We start from the raw sequence: 16886 nt of genomic DNA, 5'->3' as shown, positions 1-16886 counted from the left end.
TTCCTATCCTTTAGACGACGCGTGCTCGATCAAGTAGGTATCGGCATCTAGCTCTCCGCTCGCCCAGCGCGAATACGCGGTCCTTGCAGGCAACCTGGGACGGCTCGAGCGTGCAACGATCGATGGTAGGCCGAGAAATGCTTCAGCGCTTGTGACAGGATACGAACCATTTCGACTAACCGACTGATCTTCGCGTCGACCCTTGCACCGATCAAACACGGGAGCGGGCGGAGACACAGGCGCGCCCTTCATCGCTACGAGAAACACTCGTCGCCGCATTTGGGGAACCCCATATTGTTCGGCTGCGAGAAGCCAGGGGCTAGTGACGGGATAGCCGAGATCGTTGAGCGTGCTGATCAGTTCGGCCGCAACGCGGCCACCTTGCGAGGTGAGCAGTCCTTCCACGTTCTCCAGCACAACCGCGTGCGGATTGAGGGCTTCTACAAAATCGAGGAACGCGACCGCCAGGTCACTTCGAGGGTCATTTGGGTCCCTAAAGCCCGCGTACGAAAAGCCTTGACACGGCGGTCCGCCTGCGAGAACACTTGGCTGCCGCCCGGCGAGTTTCTGACGAATCGACTCGTAAACGCCCTCGCGGACGTCCTTGTTCGAAAGGTCGGCCTCGACAAGCAAAGTCCGCGTGGATCCGGGATCTGGAATGGGTTCGGTTGGCCGATTGAACGCATAGGTACGCAATGCGGCCGGGTTATTGTCGGCCGCGACGGCCACATCCATGCCGGCGAGCTCGAACCCGAGGGACAAGCCGCCCGCTCCAGCGAACAGGTCGACGACAGGCCCATCTTCAACGCCAGCTTCGCGCAGACGCTTCGCAACTGCGTGTCCGAGCAATGGAGGTACGGCGTTCCCGATCTGCGTGCGAATCGCGCCGTCACCACCTATGAACCCATATGAGTCGGGGAACGACTGCAGTCTCGCGGCCTCTCGGTGTGACAGGGTCCGGTCTTCGTATGGATGGATGTTGGTTCCATTTCCTGGCCGATTATAGTAAGTCGCGATTGTGTAAGACGGCTGATCTGCACGTAACCGACCGTAGTATGTGGTGCGAACTATGCCTCGTTGGGCAGACATCTCACGAATTTGCGCCAGTCGCTGGGATGGCACCGACTCCGGAATATTTTGCCAATTTCCTCCGGCTGGGACATGCCGAATCATTTCGTAGTCGAGCGCGGAAAGCGTGTTCAATTCATGCTGCATCCAGGTAGATCGTCGCAAAAGGTGGCGAGGTACCCCATGTTTGCGAAACTGTTCCAAGAGGGCGAGGACGTTTTCCTCAGCTACGGTGTTCATCGTCCCTGCGAGCACAGGTCTCGCTGAAGCTGGAGTTAGGCCTGTTCCGTAGCAGATTAGGGCATCAATGATCTGCTCAAGGCGGGTTGATGATCCGATATTCGTTATGTTCGAGTCCAAGCGCAGTGAAGCCGCAGCTGCAACGGCCTCAAGGACCGAGGCGTCAGCGAACGGCCATGGCAATGTCGCGAGCTCGCCGTTCGAGACATGGTTGTTGGAATTGTGAAGCCGGAACCACCATTCGGCCACAGTGCTGTTTAAGTACCCCAGCAGTGCGAAATGTGTTTGCTGGTTGCTCGCCAGGAGATAGTTGCAGGAATTTGCGACAACTTGACCCGAGGGTACCTCCGTGAAGCTCAAGCGCCGAGACTTCCCCATGTAGGCAACCTGGCGGCCAACGATGCGAGGCGCCTGAGTATCCGGCCATTTGGCTCGCTTTCGGAGCGTGGCAAGACCGTCTTGGGAAATGAACCCCGCCTTGGCGGAGCTGCCTGGTTCGAAGAGTCGATAGCGTTCGATCTGGTCTCCGCGAATTACTCGTGTGTTGTTCGGGACGTTCGAGAGCATCCATTTGTCCGCGGTGAGATCCAGCTCACCCCGAGCGTTCTTTATGTTTTGTGATGCAAGTCGTGGGAGCTGAGATGCAACAATGAACGCATTTCGCATCTCGGGCTTCATCAAAGGTACGCTCATCTGTCGATCGGGCGCGTTCAAGATTTCGTGATAGCTTGCGGTGTGCCGTGAGCTATCCTCCGGGGAGCGAGAGCGCATCACGATTTCGATCCCTTCGTGACGCATCGATTGATCGGCGACCACGATTGCGGTGGGCTGATTTACTGTGGGAAAGAGCTTCGCGTCTTCGGGATACAGTACGATCCGTTCGACCCTCTGTCGTGACAGAAGGATTTCGCGAATATCTTTGGATTGGGGACCGCTCATCCAAGTTGAAGGCGCAATACAGACCATGCGTCCACCGTGATTGAGAGAGTTCATCGCTGCCGCCATGAAGACGCGCTGATGGTCAAGCCCCCGTTCGCGGAGACCGAGGTTGGATGCTGCACCCGCGTACCGCGCTTGGGTCGATCTAGCCCAGTCCCTACCGGCGTTAATTGCCGCCGATGTGTTTGCTGCCCTGGTCTCCGCGTTGGTTGCCTCAGATGCAAGGTATTTAACCCGACCATATGGCGGATTCATTATGACCAGATCCGGATATATAGCGTCTTTTGCAAAACGGGCAATTGCGTCGCCTGCCCGAACGGTGATGCGAGTCGAAGAGTTCAGTCGTTCTACAACAGCGTTGAGGACTATTTCGGATAGTTTGGCGAGATATTCGCTCATCTCCCATGCAACGATTTCCTGAATAGACACGCCAGCATGACTGGCGGCTGCGATGAGGCTGACTGAAAGAGCAGCAGTTCCTGACGCCGGTTCGAGGGAAATGCCGATCTCATCGCGGCCCTGAAGGGCATATGTGGCCATCTCCTGTGAAATACGCGGTGGTGTGAAGAAGGTTCCCGCTCGTTTGGACCCGGAGAGGTTTCTGACCGCGCGATCCGTGCGAGGGTCGATGTGGGTATGAAGAGCCTTTTCAGTAAGGAGCGAAACGGCGTGGGCGAGCACAAGGGGCTCGCGAACACTTGACACGATTTGGTGAACGGCGAGATCGTTCACGTCGATTGTGTGGGCGAGGGTCCGTACCTCAGCCTCGTCGTGTGCGATTTTGGCTATCTCGGCGAGCGGCGTGCGGGACAGGCGGACTAGCAGGTCATCCAGTGAGTCATGGAGTGCGCGACGGTCTGTCGTCCGGATTGCGTGGGCGTGGGCGTGAGCCGCGGCACGGCGAGAGGCCGCAACGACTTCGGTTGCGTCCATCGGTCGGGTGGCGGCGCGCTCTACCGCTGCGAGTGTCAACGGATTTCCCATCCCTCTGATCGTATCCTCCTGCTCAGGTGAGAACGGGCACACTTGGCGACGTGTCTCAGGTCTCAGCTGGGTCGTGGCTACTGTAGTTCGTGGGGCGGACGTCAGTTGTCGTTGCGGTTGTTTCCCTGCGGGCTGCTCTTGCGGACAGGTGTTCTGTTTGGCTTTCGGCGAGCCCATCGGACGCGCTCGTTCCCGCCGCTTGTCGCTCTCATCGCCTCATTACCTCGGATGACCCCGTCGTGAGCGCGCCGGCGCCAAGGTCTCAGAGAAGCGCCTTGTCAGGTCAGTGCGCTCACGACCTCGGCTGAGCAGCTGCTCTAACGTCGCTTCCGGTACCGGGTCTATTGCGTGACGCCGACGATCGACGGCCCTCTAACCATCAAGCAGGTGCCTGAAGCGGGCGCGTCGCTCGTTGGTCGGTCAGATGTAGCAACGTCCGCCGGCGGGTTGAACAGTTCTATAAGACGAGCGGGGCGAGAGCACCGCACGCGCGCTGCCGGCCGATCCAGATGATCGACACCGTGATCGTATCTTATATGGGTCATCACGGGCCGACATCAAACCCTGATCATGCGGAGATACTGCTTGCGGAGCGATTTATGAAAGGAATCGGTTCAGAGATCGGCAGGGATTGGCCGACCCCTCCGGCGCATTTCGATTTGCAAATCTTATGGTTCCGAGCGGACCGCGCAAGCGGCATGGATTCAGGGGTGGTAAGGCGCTACAGACCACAGGTTCCAGGTCGAACAGCAGTGAATCCTCCTTGCCATCGCCGCCGTAACTGGGGGCGGCTGCCGACACTCTCGCGCGGCCTCGCTCAACGGTCCACCGCCGGCGCCCCACACAACCGATCACGGCGGCGGATATCAAAGGCGGCCGAGTGCACCCCGTCTGCTTCAATGGACGTCCTGCCGGCCGAGCCTGCTCGCATATCGGTGTACGTGAACGGAGAGTTGATGAATGTGCGATGGAATCCGCGTGATTCGGAAATCGCTCCGAGCTCATCGGGTTCGGGATGCGGACGATGCGTGAGGATTTCGTCCGCGGCGTCCAACGCAGATTCTCGAAGAGAACGGTGTGTACACCATCGGGTAGAAGCGGCGCGCACCCCGATCGTGGAATTTCGTTCCGCGCAGCGCCGAGGAAGTGCACACCCGGAACTTGAGTGTCCAGACGGATTCCCTGCGCTTCTCGGATATAGTTTCGCCGGTTAGTCGCGCATCCGCAGCATGTGCTCGCGCAGATCCTTCAGCCACGCGCCGCTCTCGAGACGCCAGAAGTACCAGGCGTTGCCGCTTCGGCCGCCGCGTACGACCCGCGCGGCGGCCGCCGGACTCGCGTACGTCTTGCCCTCGTAAAGCATCTGCCCACCGGCGAGGATCGTGCCGCGTGCTTCCGGCCGGCGTTCGTCGGTGCACACGAGAGTGGCTCCGACGTCGAGTAGCCCCGCGGTGATCAGGTCTGCGTATGTCGTGGTGGCCTTACTGAAACGCGACGAACGATCCACGGTCTTGCCCTCGTGTCCAGCCGGAACCGGCCAGGTCTCTAACAAAGCGTCGATCATCGCATCCGTTCGCTGCGCGACCTTCACCTCGTACCATCCGTCGACCGAGTCGTCGATGACGGGTCGGTTCATCAGGAACACATCGTGCTTTCGCAGTTCTGCGCGCTTCCCGCCGTCGCCTAACCAGGCCGCGTTCGAAACGGATGCGTTGAGCGAACCCGTCAACAGGGTGAGGTTGCCGAGGCGATGCACGGCGTCGTCTCGTTCGGCCTCGGCGGCGGCATCCGCCACTGGCCAGTGCGTCCGCCAGCCACGGGGCAGAAGATGCTCCACCTGGTGCTTGTCGCGGTGCACGCGGATGCCTGTCTTCGAGCGGCTCGCCGAGGCGTATCCCCGGTACCAATCCTCGATCGCCTGAAGGAAGAGGCGCTGCATCGGCTGTGAGAACCGGCGATAGAAATGCATGGAGCGCAACGTGGTGCGCAGTTCGTCGTCGCCGGGCCAGTAGGTGCTGGCGGCGACCAGTCCGGTCAGGTACCGCTCGACACCCGCGACCAGATCAGATTCCGGGAGGCTGCGTGCATAGGAGATCATCTCTGCAGCCACGCGGCCGAGGTCGCTGCTCTGCAGCCGCAGCAGGCGCCGACGGATGATCCAGCTCTCGACAGAGTCGATCACCGACGCCACGGTTGCGTCGCTGTATCCAGAGTCTGGGGAGAGCAGCCAGAGCACGATCGGCTTAGTCATCTCCACCTGCGCAACGCTCATGCGGTAGAAGTGCAGCTCGACGCGATCCAAGTCGGCGTGTGAGTCGGCCGCGCGCTCGGTGAGGCGCTGATACTCCTTGGCCTGTGCGGTTATCAGCTCGAGGAGATCGGACATCGACCGCTCGGTCTCGTGCTCAGTGAAGAATTTGAATCGTGCGAACGTCGACCGCGGACTGATTTCCTTGCCGACCTGCGCGACGAGCCACTGCCCCAGGAATAACGCACTCCGCGTCGTAGCGAATCGACCGACGCTCACCTCGGCTTCCCAGAACTTCGTTTCGAAGGGCCAGCGAGCGTAGGCCTCAGCGGCATTTGTGCCTTCAGCCCGCAGTCGCTGGAACACGTAGTTCTTGATCAGGTCCGCTGCCGTCAGCGGCGTTCCTCGTGCATTGAGCGTCTCGAAGATCTCCTGAGAGTCCTCATCAGCGGTGAGCCGGATGATCACCAGCTGAAGTGAGAGTTGTAACGACATCGCGAGGGCATCTGCCCGAGCGCTCGCGTTCTGCGGGTCGGCGTCGAGCCAAGCCCCGATATGAGATGCGAAGTACTCGTGGGCCCTGGCGATCAGCGTTTCGCCGTGCTCGAGCTCTCGATACTCGATCGGCGGATCAGCGAGCATGACCTCGTCGAACGCAGATCGGTCGCGGTTCGTGTGCCGGAGCTTGAGGCCGGAGTCGGCGGACGCCATGAACATCGCGCCGTTGTGGGTGAGGAAGCCGAGCTGCCCGGCCAGTGCGGTGAAGCCTCGTTCTTCGAACGCGGCGGCAGCGGCATCCAGCACAAGCTGCAGCGTGGTGAGGCGCTGCTGCCCATCCACGATCTCGAACTCCTGGACACCGACCGGTCCGGCCGCAGCGTCCTGTGTGACGACCGCACCGAGGAAGTGGCTGACCGGCGAGCCGGGAGCCTCGATACGACGCTCGGCGACGCGTCGGATATCCGCCCAGAGCGGCGCCCACTGCTCATCCTCCGACCACACGTACGGGCGCTGGTAGATCGGCACCGTGAGGTGCTGAGGCATTCCGAAGATCCCCTGAGGTGTTGTCAAATCAGTCTTCATCGGGCTCCTGCTTCGAAGTGATGGCGTCAAGGCGCTGGAACTAGCGCGAGTTTTTAGGTCGAGCTCAGCTTCGGATCACGGCTCACCGAGTCCGTAGCTGTACTCCTGGGTGTCCCAGTTCATTGTCGCGTTGTAGTAGTAGCCCGACATCGTTCCGTCGCCATTGTCCTCGTTCGCGACAAAGCACTGGAAGACGGTGGTTCGCTGCCCGAGATCGTCCATCGAGCCCCCGTCGACGGGTGAACAGGTCACCTCGATGATCTCGCCTTCGATCAATCCGCCCTTGACGTGAGTCTCGGCCAACGTCTTGACCGATGCCTCGATCTCTGTGACCGAGCTCTCGCGGCTCGCACGCTCCCGCTGATCCGCTGCCGCTTTGCGTTCGCGTTCGGCTTCTGCCTCTGCGGCCGCTCGCTTCTCGGCCTTCGCATCGGCCTCCGCTTCCGCCAACCTTGCCGCTTCCGCCTGGTCGCTCTGAACCTTCGTCGCCACGGCCACTGCACCGCCGGCAATCAGCAGAATCGCAGCGAGCGCAGCTGCAGTGATCCACAGGCCCCGCCGGTTACCCGACGGTGGCTTCGCCGTCTCGTCGTGAACTGTATGCGCTGGCGGCGGGATATCCAGCCACTGCGTCCCGTCCCAGTACCGCGGCACCCCCGAAGGGTCCGGATACCATCCCGCGGGTGCTGTCGGTGAGTCGTGCGACATCTTGATTGCCCTTCGTTTGCGCTGACGGCGCCGTGGCAGGGAGTTCCGACCCCTCGTGGGAACTCCCCGCCGTAGCGTCCGCTCCCCAGCGGGACTGCGTGTTTACGGCTTGACGAACACCTCGTCGGCGAACATGCCGGGCGTCACGCGCAGCAGCACGGTCTCGCCGTCCGGCACGAGAAACGCCTCGGAGCCCGTAGCCGAGCCGCCCTTGTAGAGCTCGTCGAGGCCGAAGCCGTCTTCGAGGGCGACCATGGCGTCGTAGCTGTTCAGCACGTTGCCCGAGCTGGTGACCGCGGCCATCTGCACTTCACCGGAGAGACCCGACTCAGCGCCGTTGTAAGTGACCGTGTAGTTGACGATCTCGTAGTGCGAGCCGGCCGGAGCCTTCTCGTTGAACATGTTGCCCTTCTCAACGGCGGCGGCGCCGTCGGTCGAGTAGGAGTTCACGACGACGGTCCAGTCCTCATTGCTGATGGTCGACTTCAGCGGGTACGGGTTCTCGCGAGTGCCTTCGGCCGCAGCATCCGCCGCCGGCTCCTCGGCATCCGCGGCGGGCTCGGCGTCCTGCTCGACCGGCTGCGACACGGTGGTGTCTCCGCTGCCGAACGACTGGTCGAACGCCGTCGCGACGACGACGAAGAACACGATGAACCCGACAATCGTGCCGATGATCGACACGACCAGGCCGACGACGCCCATCCACTTGCGCCCGCCCTTAAGGAACAGCGACACGATGCTCAGCACGAAGGCGATCGGCAGCAGAACCCAGCCCACGATCAGCGCACCGGGGACGCACGCGAAGATGAACCCGACGATGGCGACGATCATCGCGATGAGGGCGACGACGTTCTTCTTGCCGGGCACCGCGGCGGCCTGGCCGGCAGCATCCGCGTACGGTGCCGGGGGAGCGGCCGCGTACGGCGCAGGCGCGACCGGAGTCGTGCCGTACGGCGCAGTGGGTGGTACGGGAGGCTGATCGGGTGCGGGAGGGTTGGGGATCGACATGGATGACTCTTTCGGGAGGGTGCGCGCAGCACCGGATTGTCCGACGGCGGCTTGCCGTAGGCGCGCTCTGCATGCACGCCGAGCACCGCCCAGGAGTGATGGGCGCGAGACTCTGAACCCGGGGAGTTCCTGTCGTCCGTGCGGAGCAACTGATCCAGATACTAGCGGTCGGGTGTGACATTCGAAGTCGCGGAATGACAACGATCTACCCGGGTGGCACTACCGCGCCGCGAATCTCGTGCCCCGTATGGATTTCGGGAAGAAGTAGCGCACGTCTCGACGCTACGGTGTCTCAGAGATGGCGATGAAGCCAGACATGAGAGAGGAGCTCGGGTGGCTGAGGCACAGGCGGGCTGGTACGACGACGGATCCGGAACGATGCGGTGGTGGGACGGTCAGCAGTGGACCGACTCCGTGCAGCCGCCTGCTCCGAAAGGACCCGGCCTCGACGGGACGATCAACCGAGCACGCGCCGACGCAGAAGGCGGAGCCCCAAGCCGCGCCCCGCGCCGCAGGGCATGAGCTACGTCGTGCTGCAGGTCGTGCTGAAAGAGAAGTTCTTCGGCAGTGGGTCGGGGAATCTCACCGAGCTCGAGAAGGTGATCAACAAGCAGGCCGCTCTCGGATACCGACTGCACACGATCACCACCTCCTCGTCAGGTAGCACCGGCTTCGGCGGCGGCGGCGATCGCATCCAGGCGACGATGGTGTTCGAACGGCCGCCCTGAGAGCTCGCGCCCGCATATGAGGAGGCAGCAGTGATCGGGAGGAAGCGTTCGATGTCCCCCTCGCGGGGGATCCCAGCCGCTCAGCTACCGCGTACAGTCCCGGTCATGGATATCGCGTCGATGATCATGGGCGGTTCGATCGCTTCGATCATGTGGATCGCCTTCTACCCCTGGGCGAAGCTCCGCCGGCTCCGAGACCTGGAGTCCGAGGCCGACGGTACGGCATCGTAAGAGCATGGCCACCACGGTCCCCACCTTCACCGCCGCCCAGGTGCGCGCGGGGGAGGCGCCGCTGCTCGCCGCCGGTGTGCCGCTCATGCGCCGGGCGGCCACTGCGCTCGCCGAGGTGATCACCGAGCACGAACCCGAACGGATGCTGGTGCTAGCCGGTCCAGGTGACAACGGCGGCGACGCGCTGTTCGCCGCTGCCGACATCGCGGCACGCGGCGTTCCCGTAGACATCCTGCGCACCTCCGACCGGGTGCACACAGAGGCGCTGCGAGCGGCGACGAAGGCCGGCGCGACGGGCATCCGTCTCGACGAACTCGACCCGGCCGCCTACGACGTGATCGTCGACGGCATCCTGGGCATCGGCGCGCGCGGGGTCCTGCGCGGGCAGGCCCGCGACGCGGTGACCGCCCTGCTTTCGGCATCCGCCGTGGTCGTCGCCGTCGACCTGCCCAGCGGACTCGACGCCGACACCGGCGCGGCCGACGAGGTCGTCCTCGCCGCGACGACGACGGTGACGTTCGGCGCGGTCAAGGCCGGTCTCACCCGTGGCGAAGGACCGCGGCTGTGCGGGCGCATCGTGCTGGTCGACATCGGGCTGAGGCTCGACCCGAACGACGCGGTGGGCCAGGCCACCGTGGCCGAGAGGCGGGCCGGTTAGCCGAGGGTCCCACTGATCCGATGGCGCGCGCCCGCCGCGAATTAGGCTCGCGGTCGTGTTCGGTTCATCTGTCGAGGTGCATGTCGATCGTGAGAGTGTCGCCGCGGGCGACGATGTCGTCTCGCACGCTGCGGTGGTGCGCGTGCGGCGGGGCATGCGTCTCAGCGCCGTCATCGAGCAGGTGTCGCCGGATGTGCGAGCGCCCGGATGGTCGTGGGTCGTGAAGGTCGACGGGGCGACCGCCGCGGTATGGTCGGTCGATCACGGCGTGCAGCTGCTCATCGACGACCGCCGGGTGACGCAGAAGTCGGTGACGATCCTGTTCCGCTACTTCCTGCAGATCGACCCGGTATGGCTCTTCCGCCGTCTGGAGCAGGGGGCGCGACCGAACCGCGAGGCGCTGCACGCCGGATATCAGGCGCGCTGACGGCTTTCGCATCGAGGCCAGTCTTTCTGCACAATGGCTGGTTCTGAGAGGTGTTCCACAGGTCCCGGGATGCGGCGCGGTGAGCGTCGGAGCGGATGCCTATCGTCGCCTGCATGAACTATCGCGAGCACCTGTTCGTTCCGTCGGCCGTGCGCATCGATGTGTCGGTTGCGGGTCGCCCGGAGTGGGACAGGACGATCGAGCTTCCGAAGCACTCGCCTGAGACATGGCTGTGGGACGCCTACCTGCTCAGCATCGGCGTCGAAGCGTGTGATGACGACATCGAAGCACTCAGGTATCGCCACCCGGACGTCTACTGCGGCGAGAACTGGGTGGTTCGAGACGAATGGCAGATACCGTTCGCGGCCCGTCCCGTGCGCTACGCGGATGACGACTTCTTCGACAAGCCAACCGCGCTGGCGGAGGCGGCGGTGCGGGTGCCGTCGTTTCCGTACGATGTCGACATCACCGTTGATCGCGCGCCCGACCCGCAGGTGGGAGACGCGAGTGTGTCGATCGTGGGTGCCGGCATCGACAGTTCGCTGCGGCCCTCCAAGGACTGGCAGACGAGCGCGCAGCCGCTGGATCTGGATCAGGCCAACCGCGAGCTTGTCCGTCGCTTCGGCATCGTCTTGCCGTTCGTCCGCGCGGAGGCCCTGCGAACTATTCCCGACGATATCTCCGTCGGCTCGCTCGCCGCTGATCTGCTCGCACCGCTGACCCCGGTTCGGCGGCTCGCCCTTCGAGCTCATCTGAACGCCACCGAGCTGCTCGACGCCAACCAGCTGGACATCGATGCGGTGCGACAGGCGACCCACGCGCTGCGCGCCCTGATCGACGCGGTCGGGCCCGACGGCACCGACCAGGACGCCACCAGTGGGTGGCTGCCGACCAGCGTCGTCGACGGGGTCGTCGCCGGCGTCGAGTGGGATGCCGATGCTGCGGCGGATCTGCTCAGCTCGTTCGCGCGGCGTGCGGGGCTCATCCGGCGGCTGAAAGGACGGGTCGTGGTCACCGCACTCGGGAAGCAGCTGATGGCCGATCCGGTCAAGGCCTTCCCGCGGGTCGTCAGCGCGATCGCGGACGGGGCGCGAACGTACTCGTACTCGTACGACACGAGCCGCTTCTCTCGCGCCGCGGCTCTGCTCGCACTCGCCGATGGATCCGCCGCGTCGTATGACGAGCTCGCCGGATACCTCGAGCAGGCGCACGCGGCGCGCAAGACGAGAAGCTACGACGAGTACGGCGACTGGTACGACTCTGGCCGTTCCCGCGCGGGGTTCGCCCGGGGCGAAGCGGATCGGGTGCTTCGCGAGCTCACCGACGGACTGCTCGCGCTGTCGGCTCGCGGTGCCTTCGGCCTCGTGACGCCGCACATCCGGGCGGCGGCGCGTCTCGCCTTGCAGCGTGGCTGAGCGTTGGGTGCGGGGACTCTTGAGCACCGCGCCCGACGAGAGCGGCTCGCAGATATTCGAACAAAGTTTCGGTAAATGCTTGATCTCTTGATCGAACACAAGTACTATTGATGCATGTCGAAGCTCACGCCGTTGATCGAAGCGATGTCGTCGCTCGATCGATCGTGGGGCGATGCGGAAGATGCCACGGATCTGACCCAGTTGATCGCCATCGACAGCGCTATCGGGATGGTGAAGCGTCGATTGGATGCCGTGCACGCCGACGTCGCCGCGGGGATCTCTCGCGAGTCGCGTCCTGAGCTCGGAGCAGGCAGCCTGGCCAAGCAGCAGGGGTACCGCACGCCGGCGAAACTCATCGCCGCGACCACCGGCGTCTCGACGGGGGATGCGATTCGACTCATCAAGGTTGGGGAGGCGACGGCTCCGCGGGCGGATCTGCTCGGTGATCGGCTTCCCGCGCGCTATCCGCTGGTGCGGGAAGCCCTGTCTGACGGTGCAGTCAGTTCGCAGGTGGCCGGGCTCATCATCAGCCTGCTCGATCGGTGCCGTATCGCTGCAGGGCCTGAGCGGACGAGCGAGGGCGAGCGGATCCTCACCGAGGCCGCGGTCGGGCTGTCTTTGGACGACGTGCGCAAGCTGATCGTCCGTGCCGAGGCGTGGCTGGACCCGGACGGAGTGGAGCCGCGCGCGGAAGAGCAGCGCGCCAAGCGCTCACTGACGATGTTCGAGCGTGACGGGATGGTGCACCTGAACGCGCTGCTCGATCCCGAGAGTGCCGCCCCGGTGATCACCGCGATCCGCGGATACGTCACCGCCGCATTCGCGGCTCGACAGGACGCACCGGATCCCGATGCGCCGGATGCCGATCGCCGCACCGTCCCGATGCTGCAGGCCGACGCCCTGAGCCTGTTCGGATCGCACATGCTCGGCTGCACGACACAGGCGCCCGCGCTTGCAGGCGCGACCGTGGTGGTGCGGATGACTTTGCAGGATCTTCAGGCGGGGACCGGCTCGGCGACGATCGACGGGATCGATCAGCCGATCAGCGTCAGCGCGGCTCGCCGGATGGCTGCCGACGGCGGGATCATCCCGTGCGTGCTCGGCGGAGACAGTGAAGTGCTCGACTGGGGGCGCCGGCGACGATTGTTCACCCCGGCGCAGCGACTCGCTCTCGCCGAACGCGACGGCGGATGCGCCATGTGCGGACTGCCGCCCGGCATGGCCAAGGCGCATCACATCCGATGGTGGCAACGCGACGCCGGGCCCACTGATCTCGCGAACGGGGTCTTGCTCTGCGAGACCTGCCATCATCGCATCCACGACAACGGGTGGGACATCCGCATCGACCCACCCGGCCGCGGCAACACCGTGTGGTTCGTGCCGCCGCCGCACGTCGACCCCGCTCGCACGCCTCGCCGGGGTGGGAGAGCGCGCTTCGACATCGCAGCCTAATCCTGCGCGTCGGTGATCGTCCGCGCGGTCGCGGCGCATCCGCTAGGCGTGGCGCCTGGCCCATGTGGGGCTAGGGGTACTTCGGTACGCTCAGCGCGTCAGGAGGGGCCAGGCGTTGCAGGGCGACGGCGCGCCGGTGCGGGCGGTGGCGTTCGTGCAGGCGTGAGTTCTTCCCTACTCGAACCCGCCGCTCAAGCGCCCGTGAAACACCCCGCTCGCGTCGTTCATCCCCACGATCTCCACCGACTTCCCGTACGCCGCGTACTTCGTCTCGATGGCATCCAGCGCCGCGACGGTCGAGGCATCCCACACGTGCGATCCCGACAGGTCGATGACGACCCGGACGGGATCGGAAGAGTACGAGAACAGCGTCGTCAGGTCGTTGCTCGAGGCGAAGAACAGCTCGCCGGTCACGGTGTAGGTAGCCACGCCATCCGAGACCACGCGGGTGACATCGACCAGATGCGCCACCCGCCGCACGAACAGCACCGACGCGACCAGCACCCCGCCCACGACGCCGACCGCGAGGTTGTGGGTCAGCAGCACGAGCACCACGGTCGAGACCATCACGAAGGTCTCGCTCTTCGGCATCCGCTTCAGGGTCGACGGGCGCACGCTGTGCCAGTCGAAGGCGCCGATCGCGACCATGATCATCACCGCGACCAGCGCCGCCATCGGGATCGTCGCGACGAAGTCGCCGAACACGACCACGAGCAGGAACAGGAAGATTCCGGCGCAGAACGTCGAGATGCGTGTGCGGGCCCCCGACTCCTTCACGTTGATCATCGTCTGGCCGATCACCGCGCAGCCGCCCATGCCGCCGAAGGCGCCCGACAGGATGTTCGCCACTCCCTGCGCCCACGCCTCGCGACCCTTGCGGGAGTGGGTGTCGGTGATCTCGTCGACCAGCTTCGCGGTGAGCAGCGACTCCATCAGCCCGACCAGCGCGACGGCGAGCGCGTACGGCGCGATGATCGTGAACGTCTCCCACGTCAGCGGCACGTTCGGGATGAACAGCGACGGCAGGCTGCGCGGCAGCTCGCCCTGATCGCCCACGGTCGGCACCGCGATCGCGAAGGCGAGCACCACGCCCGTCACGATCACGACCGAGACGAGCGGCGCGGGGATCACTTTCGTGATCCTGGGCATGATGATCATCACCGCGATTCCCAGCGCGACCAGCGGATACACCAGCCACGGCACGTCGATGAGCTGCGGGAACTGCGAGCTGAACACGAAGATCGCCAGCGAGTTCACGAACCCGACCATCACGCTGCGCGGGATGAACCGCATCAGCTTCGCCACCCCCAGCACCCCGAGGATCACCTGGAACACCCCGGCGAGGATCACCGTCGCGATGAAGTAGTCGATGCCGTACGTCGGCGCGACCGGCGCGATGACCAGCGCCACGGCGCCGGTCGCGGCCGTCACCATCGCCGGTCGCCCGCCCAGGAACGCGATCGACACCGCCATGATGAACGACGAGAACAGCCCCACCTTCGGATCGACCCCGGCGATCACCGAGAACGCGATCGCCTCGGGGATCAGCGCCAGGCCCACCACGAGACCCGCGAGCACCTCGCGGGTCAGCATCCGCGGGCTCTTCAGCGCGGTCAGCACCGACGGGTTCGGCCGGTAGCGGGCGGGATCATCGACGGATGCGGTGGACATGAGTGCTCCTGAAGGCGCCTCGAGAGGGGGATGAGGCAGACGTTCCAGCGTAGAGCGGATGCGCCGAGGAGGATGCGGGGCCGTACGCGCGGTGGCGTTCATCGACGATGGGGGCTCTGGCGGCTTCGTCGATCAGTTGACATCGCTCGACGACGCCGATTAGGTGGGTCTACGTGATCAACTATCAGGCAATGTCGGGATGCTCGGCTCGGCTCGGCTCGGCTCGACGGCACCGTGCACGACCGGTGAACGAGGTGCACGAGTGAATGAGCAGCCCCCGCTGATCTGCATCATGGGCGTTTCGGCCTGTGGCAAGTCGACGGTCGGCGGGCGGCTCGCCCGGCATCTGAGCGTGCCGTTCCTCGACGGCGACTCGCTGCATCCCGTCGAGAACACCGCGAAGATGACCGCCGGCGTGCCGCTCACCGACGATGACCGCTGGCTCTGGCTGGACGCCGTCGGTCGGCGCTTCGCGGAAGCGGTCGACAGTGGTCTCGTGGTCGCCTGCAGTGCGCTGCGCCGGGCGTACCGTGACCGGCTGCGTGCAGCGGCTCCGCGCATCCGCTTCGTTCATCTCGATGGACCCGACGCGCTGCTCGCCGAGCGGGCCGCGGCGCGCTCGCACGAGTTCATGCCCGCCTCACTGCTGGCATCGCAGCTCGCGACGCTCGAACGCCTGGGCGCCGACGAGGACGGCATCGTGGTCTCGATCGACGCGGCGCCCGACGACATCGTCGCGGAGATCATCGAGCAGCTGTGACGCCGGCCTTCCGTGTTCGGAAGGGCTCGCGCTCGCCGTCGTGAGCGCGTGCTGCGTGCCCCTTCAGTCGATGTTCGTGTACTTCTCGCCGAAGTCCTGCTGCTCTGCCGCCATGCGGTCACGCATCTGCTCGTCGTGGGTCGGCGCGCGGTCGTCGGGTCGCTCTGCGTCGGTCGCGTCGGATGCCTGGCGCGAATCGTCATCCTTGCTCAGGTCGGGGTCGGTGCCCTCGGCCTTCATCGGGTCGGTGGGGAAAGGCGTGGGGTCTGACATCGTGGCTCCCGTCGGTCGGTGGGGGTACAGCCTGTCATCCCGGTGAGGGCCGCGGATGCCCGTTGACAAACCTCGCGGCCGATGCGGCGGTCAGCGAGCGGAACTGTCGTCGGGTTCCCAGCGCAGCAGGTCGCCGGGCTGGCACTCGAGCGCCTGGCAGAGGGCATCCAGTGTGGTGAAGCGCACCGCCTTCGCACGACCGTTCTTGAGCACCGCGAGGTTGGTCGGGGTGATGCCGATTCGCTCGGCGAGCTCGCCGACGCCCATCTTGCGTCGGGCGAGCATCACGTCGATGTCGACGATGACGGGCACTCAGATCACCTCGCCCAGTTCGTCGCGCAGGGTGCGCGCCTCGTCTTCACGCTCGATAGCCTGGCGCAGCAGGGCCTTCATCACGACGACCAGCAGCGCGAACCCGGCGAGCACCAACCCGGCACCGGCGATCAGCCCGACCATCCCCGGGGGCACCTCGCCCGGCGCCAGCAGCGCAGCCAACGCGAACGCCAATGCCGCTGCCGTCGTGATCGCGCCGATGATCACATCGACGTGCCGGAACGACGATGCCTGGAAGATCGAGCCGCGGCGCACGCGCGTGAGCAGCATCCAGACGCAGACCGCGAAGACCTGCATCGTCAGGACCCCGAGCGCCGCGATGCTCACGAGCGCGATGCGGCCCCACAGCACCTCGCCCTCGAGGTCGCGCCAGACCGCCGGGATGATCATCACCTGCACCACCACCGAGCCCGCGAGGGCGAGCGCGATCACGACCTTCAGCAAGAGGATTGTTCCGTGTCGCATGGGGTCGCCTCTCGTTGATTGACGATGAGAATCTATCGTTAATCGTTCGATGGCGCTAGAGGTGACGCTCGTGTCGGGCGGCGGCAGGGGTCGGGCCGTCGCGGAGGTAGGCGAACGCGCCGAGGACGGAGGAATTCGGGTGCGTACGTCCTGCTCTCGTGTGTTCGCCTACGCTCGCGTGGTGAGGTCACCGGC

At 64.8% G+C, this 16886-nt stretch carries 16 protein-coding genes; 8 read left to right on the top strand and 8 right to left on the bottom strand.

Translation table 11 applies throughout. From position 1 onward, the window contains the following. Positions 1–3 precede the first annotated feature (3 nt). The 4 genes from dcm to ACWGSM_RS03925 all read right to left on the bottom strand — a co-directional run bounded on the left by dcm (position 4) and on the right by ACWGSM_RS03925 (position 8278). Positions 4–2979 carry a DNA (cytosine-5-)-methyltransferase gene (gene dcm, locus ACWGSM_RS03940; RefSeq protein WP_452321667.1) on the bottom strand — a complete coding sequence of 992 codons (2976 nt, stop codon included), beginning with the start codon at positions 2977–2979 and terminating at the stop codon, positions 4–6. A gap of 1462 nt (positions 2980–4441) precedes the next feature. After that, positions 4442–6523: a GmrSD restriction endonuclease domain-containing protein gene (locus tag ACWGSM_RS03935; RefSeq protein ID WP_452321666.1), complete on the bottom strand. Its 2082-nt coding sequence runs from the start codon at positions 6521–6523 to the stop codon at positions 4442–4444. A gap of 114 nt (positions 6524–6637) precedes the next feature. Then, on the bottom strand, positions 6638–7270 hold the full coding sequence (locus tag ACWGSM_RS03930; RefSeq protein ID WP_452321665.1) for a DUF2510 domain-containing protein: 633 nt from the start codon (positions 7268–7270) through the stop codon (positions 6638–6640). 102 nt (positions 7271–7372) lie between these two features. After that, the gene (locus ACWGSM_RS03925) at positions 7373–8278 is read right to left on the bottom strand and encodes a hypothetical protein (RefSeq protein ID WP_452321664.1); all 906 of its coding nucleotides are present in this window, start codon (positions 8276–8278) and stop codon (positions 7373–7375) included. Positions 8279–8656: 378 nt separating this feature from the next. Here ACWGSM_RS03925 and ACWGSM_RS03920 point away from each other — a divergent pair, with 378 nt between their 5' ends. From ACWGSM_RS03920 to ACWGSM_RS03890, 7 genes are all read left to right on the top strand, one after another. After that, entirely contained in the window at positions 8657–8800 is a 144-nt protein-coding gene (locus tag ACWGSM_RS03920) for a DUF2510 domain-containing protein (RefSeq protein WP_452321881.1), read from the top strand. Further along, positions 8797–9006 (top strand): DUF4177 domain-containing protein, encoded by a 210-nt coding sequence (locus ACWGSM_RS03915; protein ID WP_452321663.1) that lies wholly within the window; start codon positions 8797–8799, stop codon positions 9004–9006. Before ACWGSM_RS03920 ends, ACWGSM_RS03915 begins: the two co-directional genes overlap by 4 nt. Positions 9007–9111: 105 nt before the next feature. Next, a complete protein-coding gene (locus ACWGSM_RS03910; RefSeq protein WP_452321662.1) occupies positions 9112–9237 on the top strand; it encodes a hypothetical protein in 126 nt (41 codons plus the stop codon). Positions 9238–9241: 4 nt separating this feature from the next. Continuing rightward, positions 9242–9895, top strand: coding sequence for an NAD(P)H-hydrate epimerase (locus ACWGSM_RS03905; protein ID WP_452321661.1), 654 nt, complete (start codon positions 9242–9244; stop codon positions 9893–9895). A 55-nt stretch (positions 9896–9950) separates the two neighbouring features. Then, positions 9951–10322, top strand: coding sequence for a hypothetical protein (locus ACWGSM_RS03900; protein WP_452321660.1), 372 nt, complete (start codon positions 9951–9953; stop codon positions 10320–10322). Positions 10323–10435: 113 nt separating this feature from the next. Beyond that, positions 10436–11737, top strand: a complete 1302-nt coding sequence (locus tag ACWGSM_RS03895) for a hypothetical protein (protein WP_452321659.1) — start codon at positions 10436–10438, stop codon at positions 11735–11737. Positions 11738–11851: 114 nt separating this feature from the next. Then, positions 11852–13189 (top strand): DUF222 domain-containing protein, encoded by a 1338-nt coding sequence (locus ACWGSM_RS03890; protein ID WP_452321658.1) that lies wholly within the window; start codon positions 11852–11854, stop codon positions 13187–13189. Between the two features lie 174 nt (positions 13190–13363). Here ACWGSM_RS03890 and ACWGSM_RS03885 read toward each other — a convergent pair whose 3' ends face one another. Next, the gene (locus ACWGSM_RS03885) at positions 13364–14860 is read right to left on the bottom strand and encodes a SulP family inorganic anion transporter (RefSeq protein ID WP_452321657.1); all 1497 of its coding nucleotides are present in this window, start codon (positions 14858–14860) and stop codon (positions 13364–13366) included. A 262-nt stretch (positions 14861–15122) separates the two neighbouring features. On the opposite strand from ACWGSM_RS03885, the gene ACWGSM_RS03880 reads away from it, so the two are divergent. After that, a complete protein-coding gene (locus ACWGSM_RS03880; protein WP_452321656.1) occupies positions 15123–15620 on the top strand; it encodes a gluconokinase in 498 nt (165 codons plus the stop codon). A gap of 63 nt (positions 15621–15683) precedes the next feature. Here the strand turns inward: ACWGSM_RS03880 and ACWGSM_RS03875 are convergent, their stop codons facing one another. The 3 genes from ACWGSM_RS03875 to ACWGSM_RS03865 all read right to left on the bottom strand — a co-directional run bounded on the left by ACWGSM_RS03875 (position 15684) and on the right by ACWGSM_RS03865 (position 16691). Further along, positions 15684–15893 (bottom strand): hypothetical protein, encoded by a 210-nt coding sequence (locus ACWGSM_RS03875; protein WP_452321655.1) that lies wholly within the window; start codon positions 15891–15893, stop codon positions 15684–15686. 90 nt (positions 15894–15983) lie between these two features. Further along, complete coding sequence (locus ACWGSM_RS03870) at positions 15984–16205, bottom strand: helix-turn-helix domain-containing protein (protein ID WP_452321654.1); 222 nt, start codon at positions 16203–16205, stop codon at positions 15984–15986. Beyond that, complete coding sequence (locus tag ACWGSM_RS03865) at positions 16206–16691, bottom strand: DUF2975 domain-containing protein (RefSeq protein WP_452321653.1); 486 nt, start codon at positions 16689–16691, stop codon at positions 16206–16208. Positions 16692–16886: the final 195 nt, after the last annotated feature.

This window comes from Microbacterium sp. NPDC055521 (assembly GCF_053619695.1).
The sequence above is the reverse complement of the archived record's forward strand: the minus strand, read 5'-3'. Positions and strand labels throughout refer to the sequence as shown.

Excerpts from the sequence above, each read along its gene's own strand:
- ACWGSM_RS03915 (WP_452321663.1), top strand. The coding sequence starts at position 8,797 with ATGAGCTACGTCGTGCTGCAGGTCGTGCTGAAAGAGAAGTTCTTCGGC.
- ACWGSM_RS03885 (WP_452321657.1), bottom strand. The coding sequence starts at position 14,860 with ATGTCCACCGCATCCGTCGATGATCCCGCCCGCTACCGGCCGAACCCG.
- ACWGSM_RS03935 (WP_452321666.1), bottom strand. The coding sequence starts at position 6,523 with ATGCCTCAGCACCTCACGGTGCCGATCTACCAGCGCCCGTACGTGTGG.
- ACWGSM_RS03895 (WP_452321659.1), top strand. The coding sequence starts at position 10,436 with ATGAACTATCGCGAGCACCTGTTCGTTCCGTCGGCCGTGCGCATCGAT.
- ACWGSM_RS03890 (WP_452321658.1), top strand. The coding sequence starts at position 11,852 with ATGTCGAAGCTCACGCCGTTGATCGAAGCGATGTCGTCGCTCGATCGA.
- ACWGSM_RS03875 (WP_452321655.1), bottom strand. The coding sequence starts at position 15,893 with ATGTCAGACCCCACGCCTTTCCCCACCGACCCGATGAAGGCCGAGGGC.
- ACWGSM_RS03910 (WP_452321662.1), top strand. The coding sequence starts at position 9,112 with ATGGATATCGCGTCGATGATCATGGGCGGTTCGATCGCTTCGATCATG.
- ACWGSM_RS03865 (WP_452321653.1), bottom strand. The coding sequence starts at position 16,691 with ATGCGACACGGAACAATCCTCTTGCTGAAGGTCGTGATCGCGCTCGCC.
- ACWGSM_RS03930 (WP_452321665.1), bottom strand. The coding sequence starts at position 7,270 with ATGTCGCACGACTCACCGACAGCACCCGCGGGATGGTATCCGGACCCT.
- ACWGSM_RS03905 (WP_452321661.1), top strand. The coding sequence starts at position 9,242 with ATGGCCACCACGGTCCCCACCTTCACCGCCGCCCAGGTGCGCGCGGGG.
- ACWGSM_RS03925 (WP_452321664.1), bottom strand. The coding sequence starts at position 8,278 with ATGTCGATCCCCAACCCTCCCGCACCCGATCAGCCTCCCGTACCACCC.
- ACWGSM_RS03920 (WP_452321881.1), top strand. The coding sequence starts at position 8,657 with ATGCGGTGGTGGGACGGTCAGCAGTGGACCGACTCCGTGCAGCCGCCT.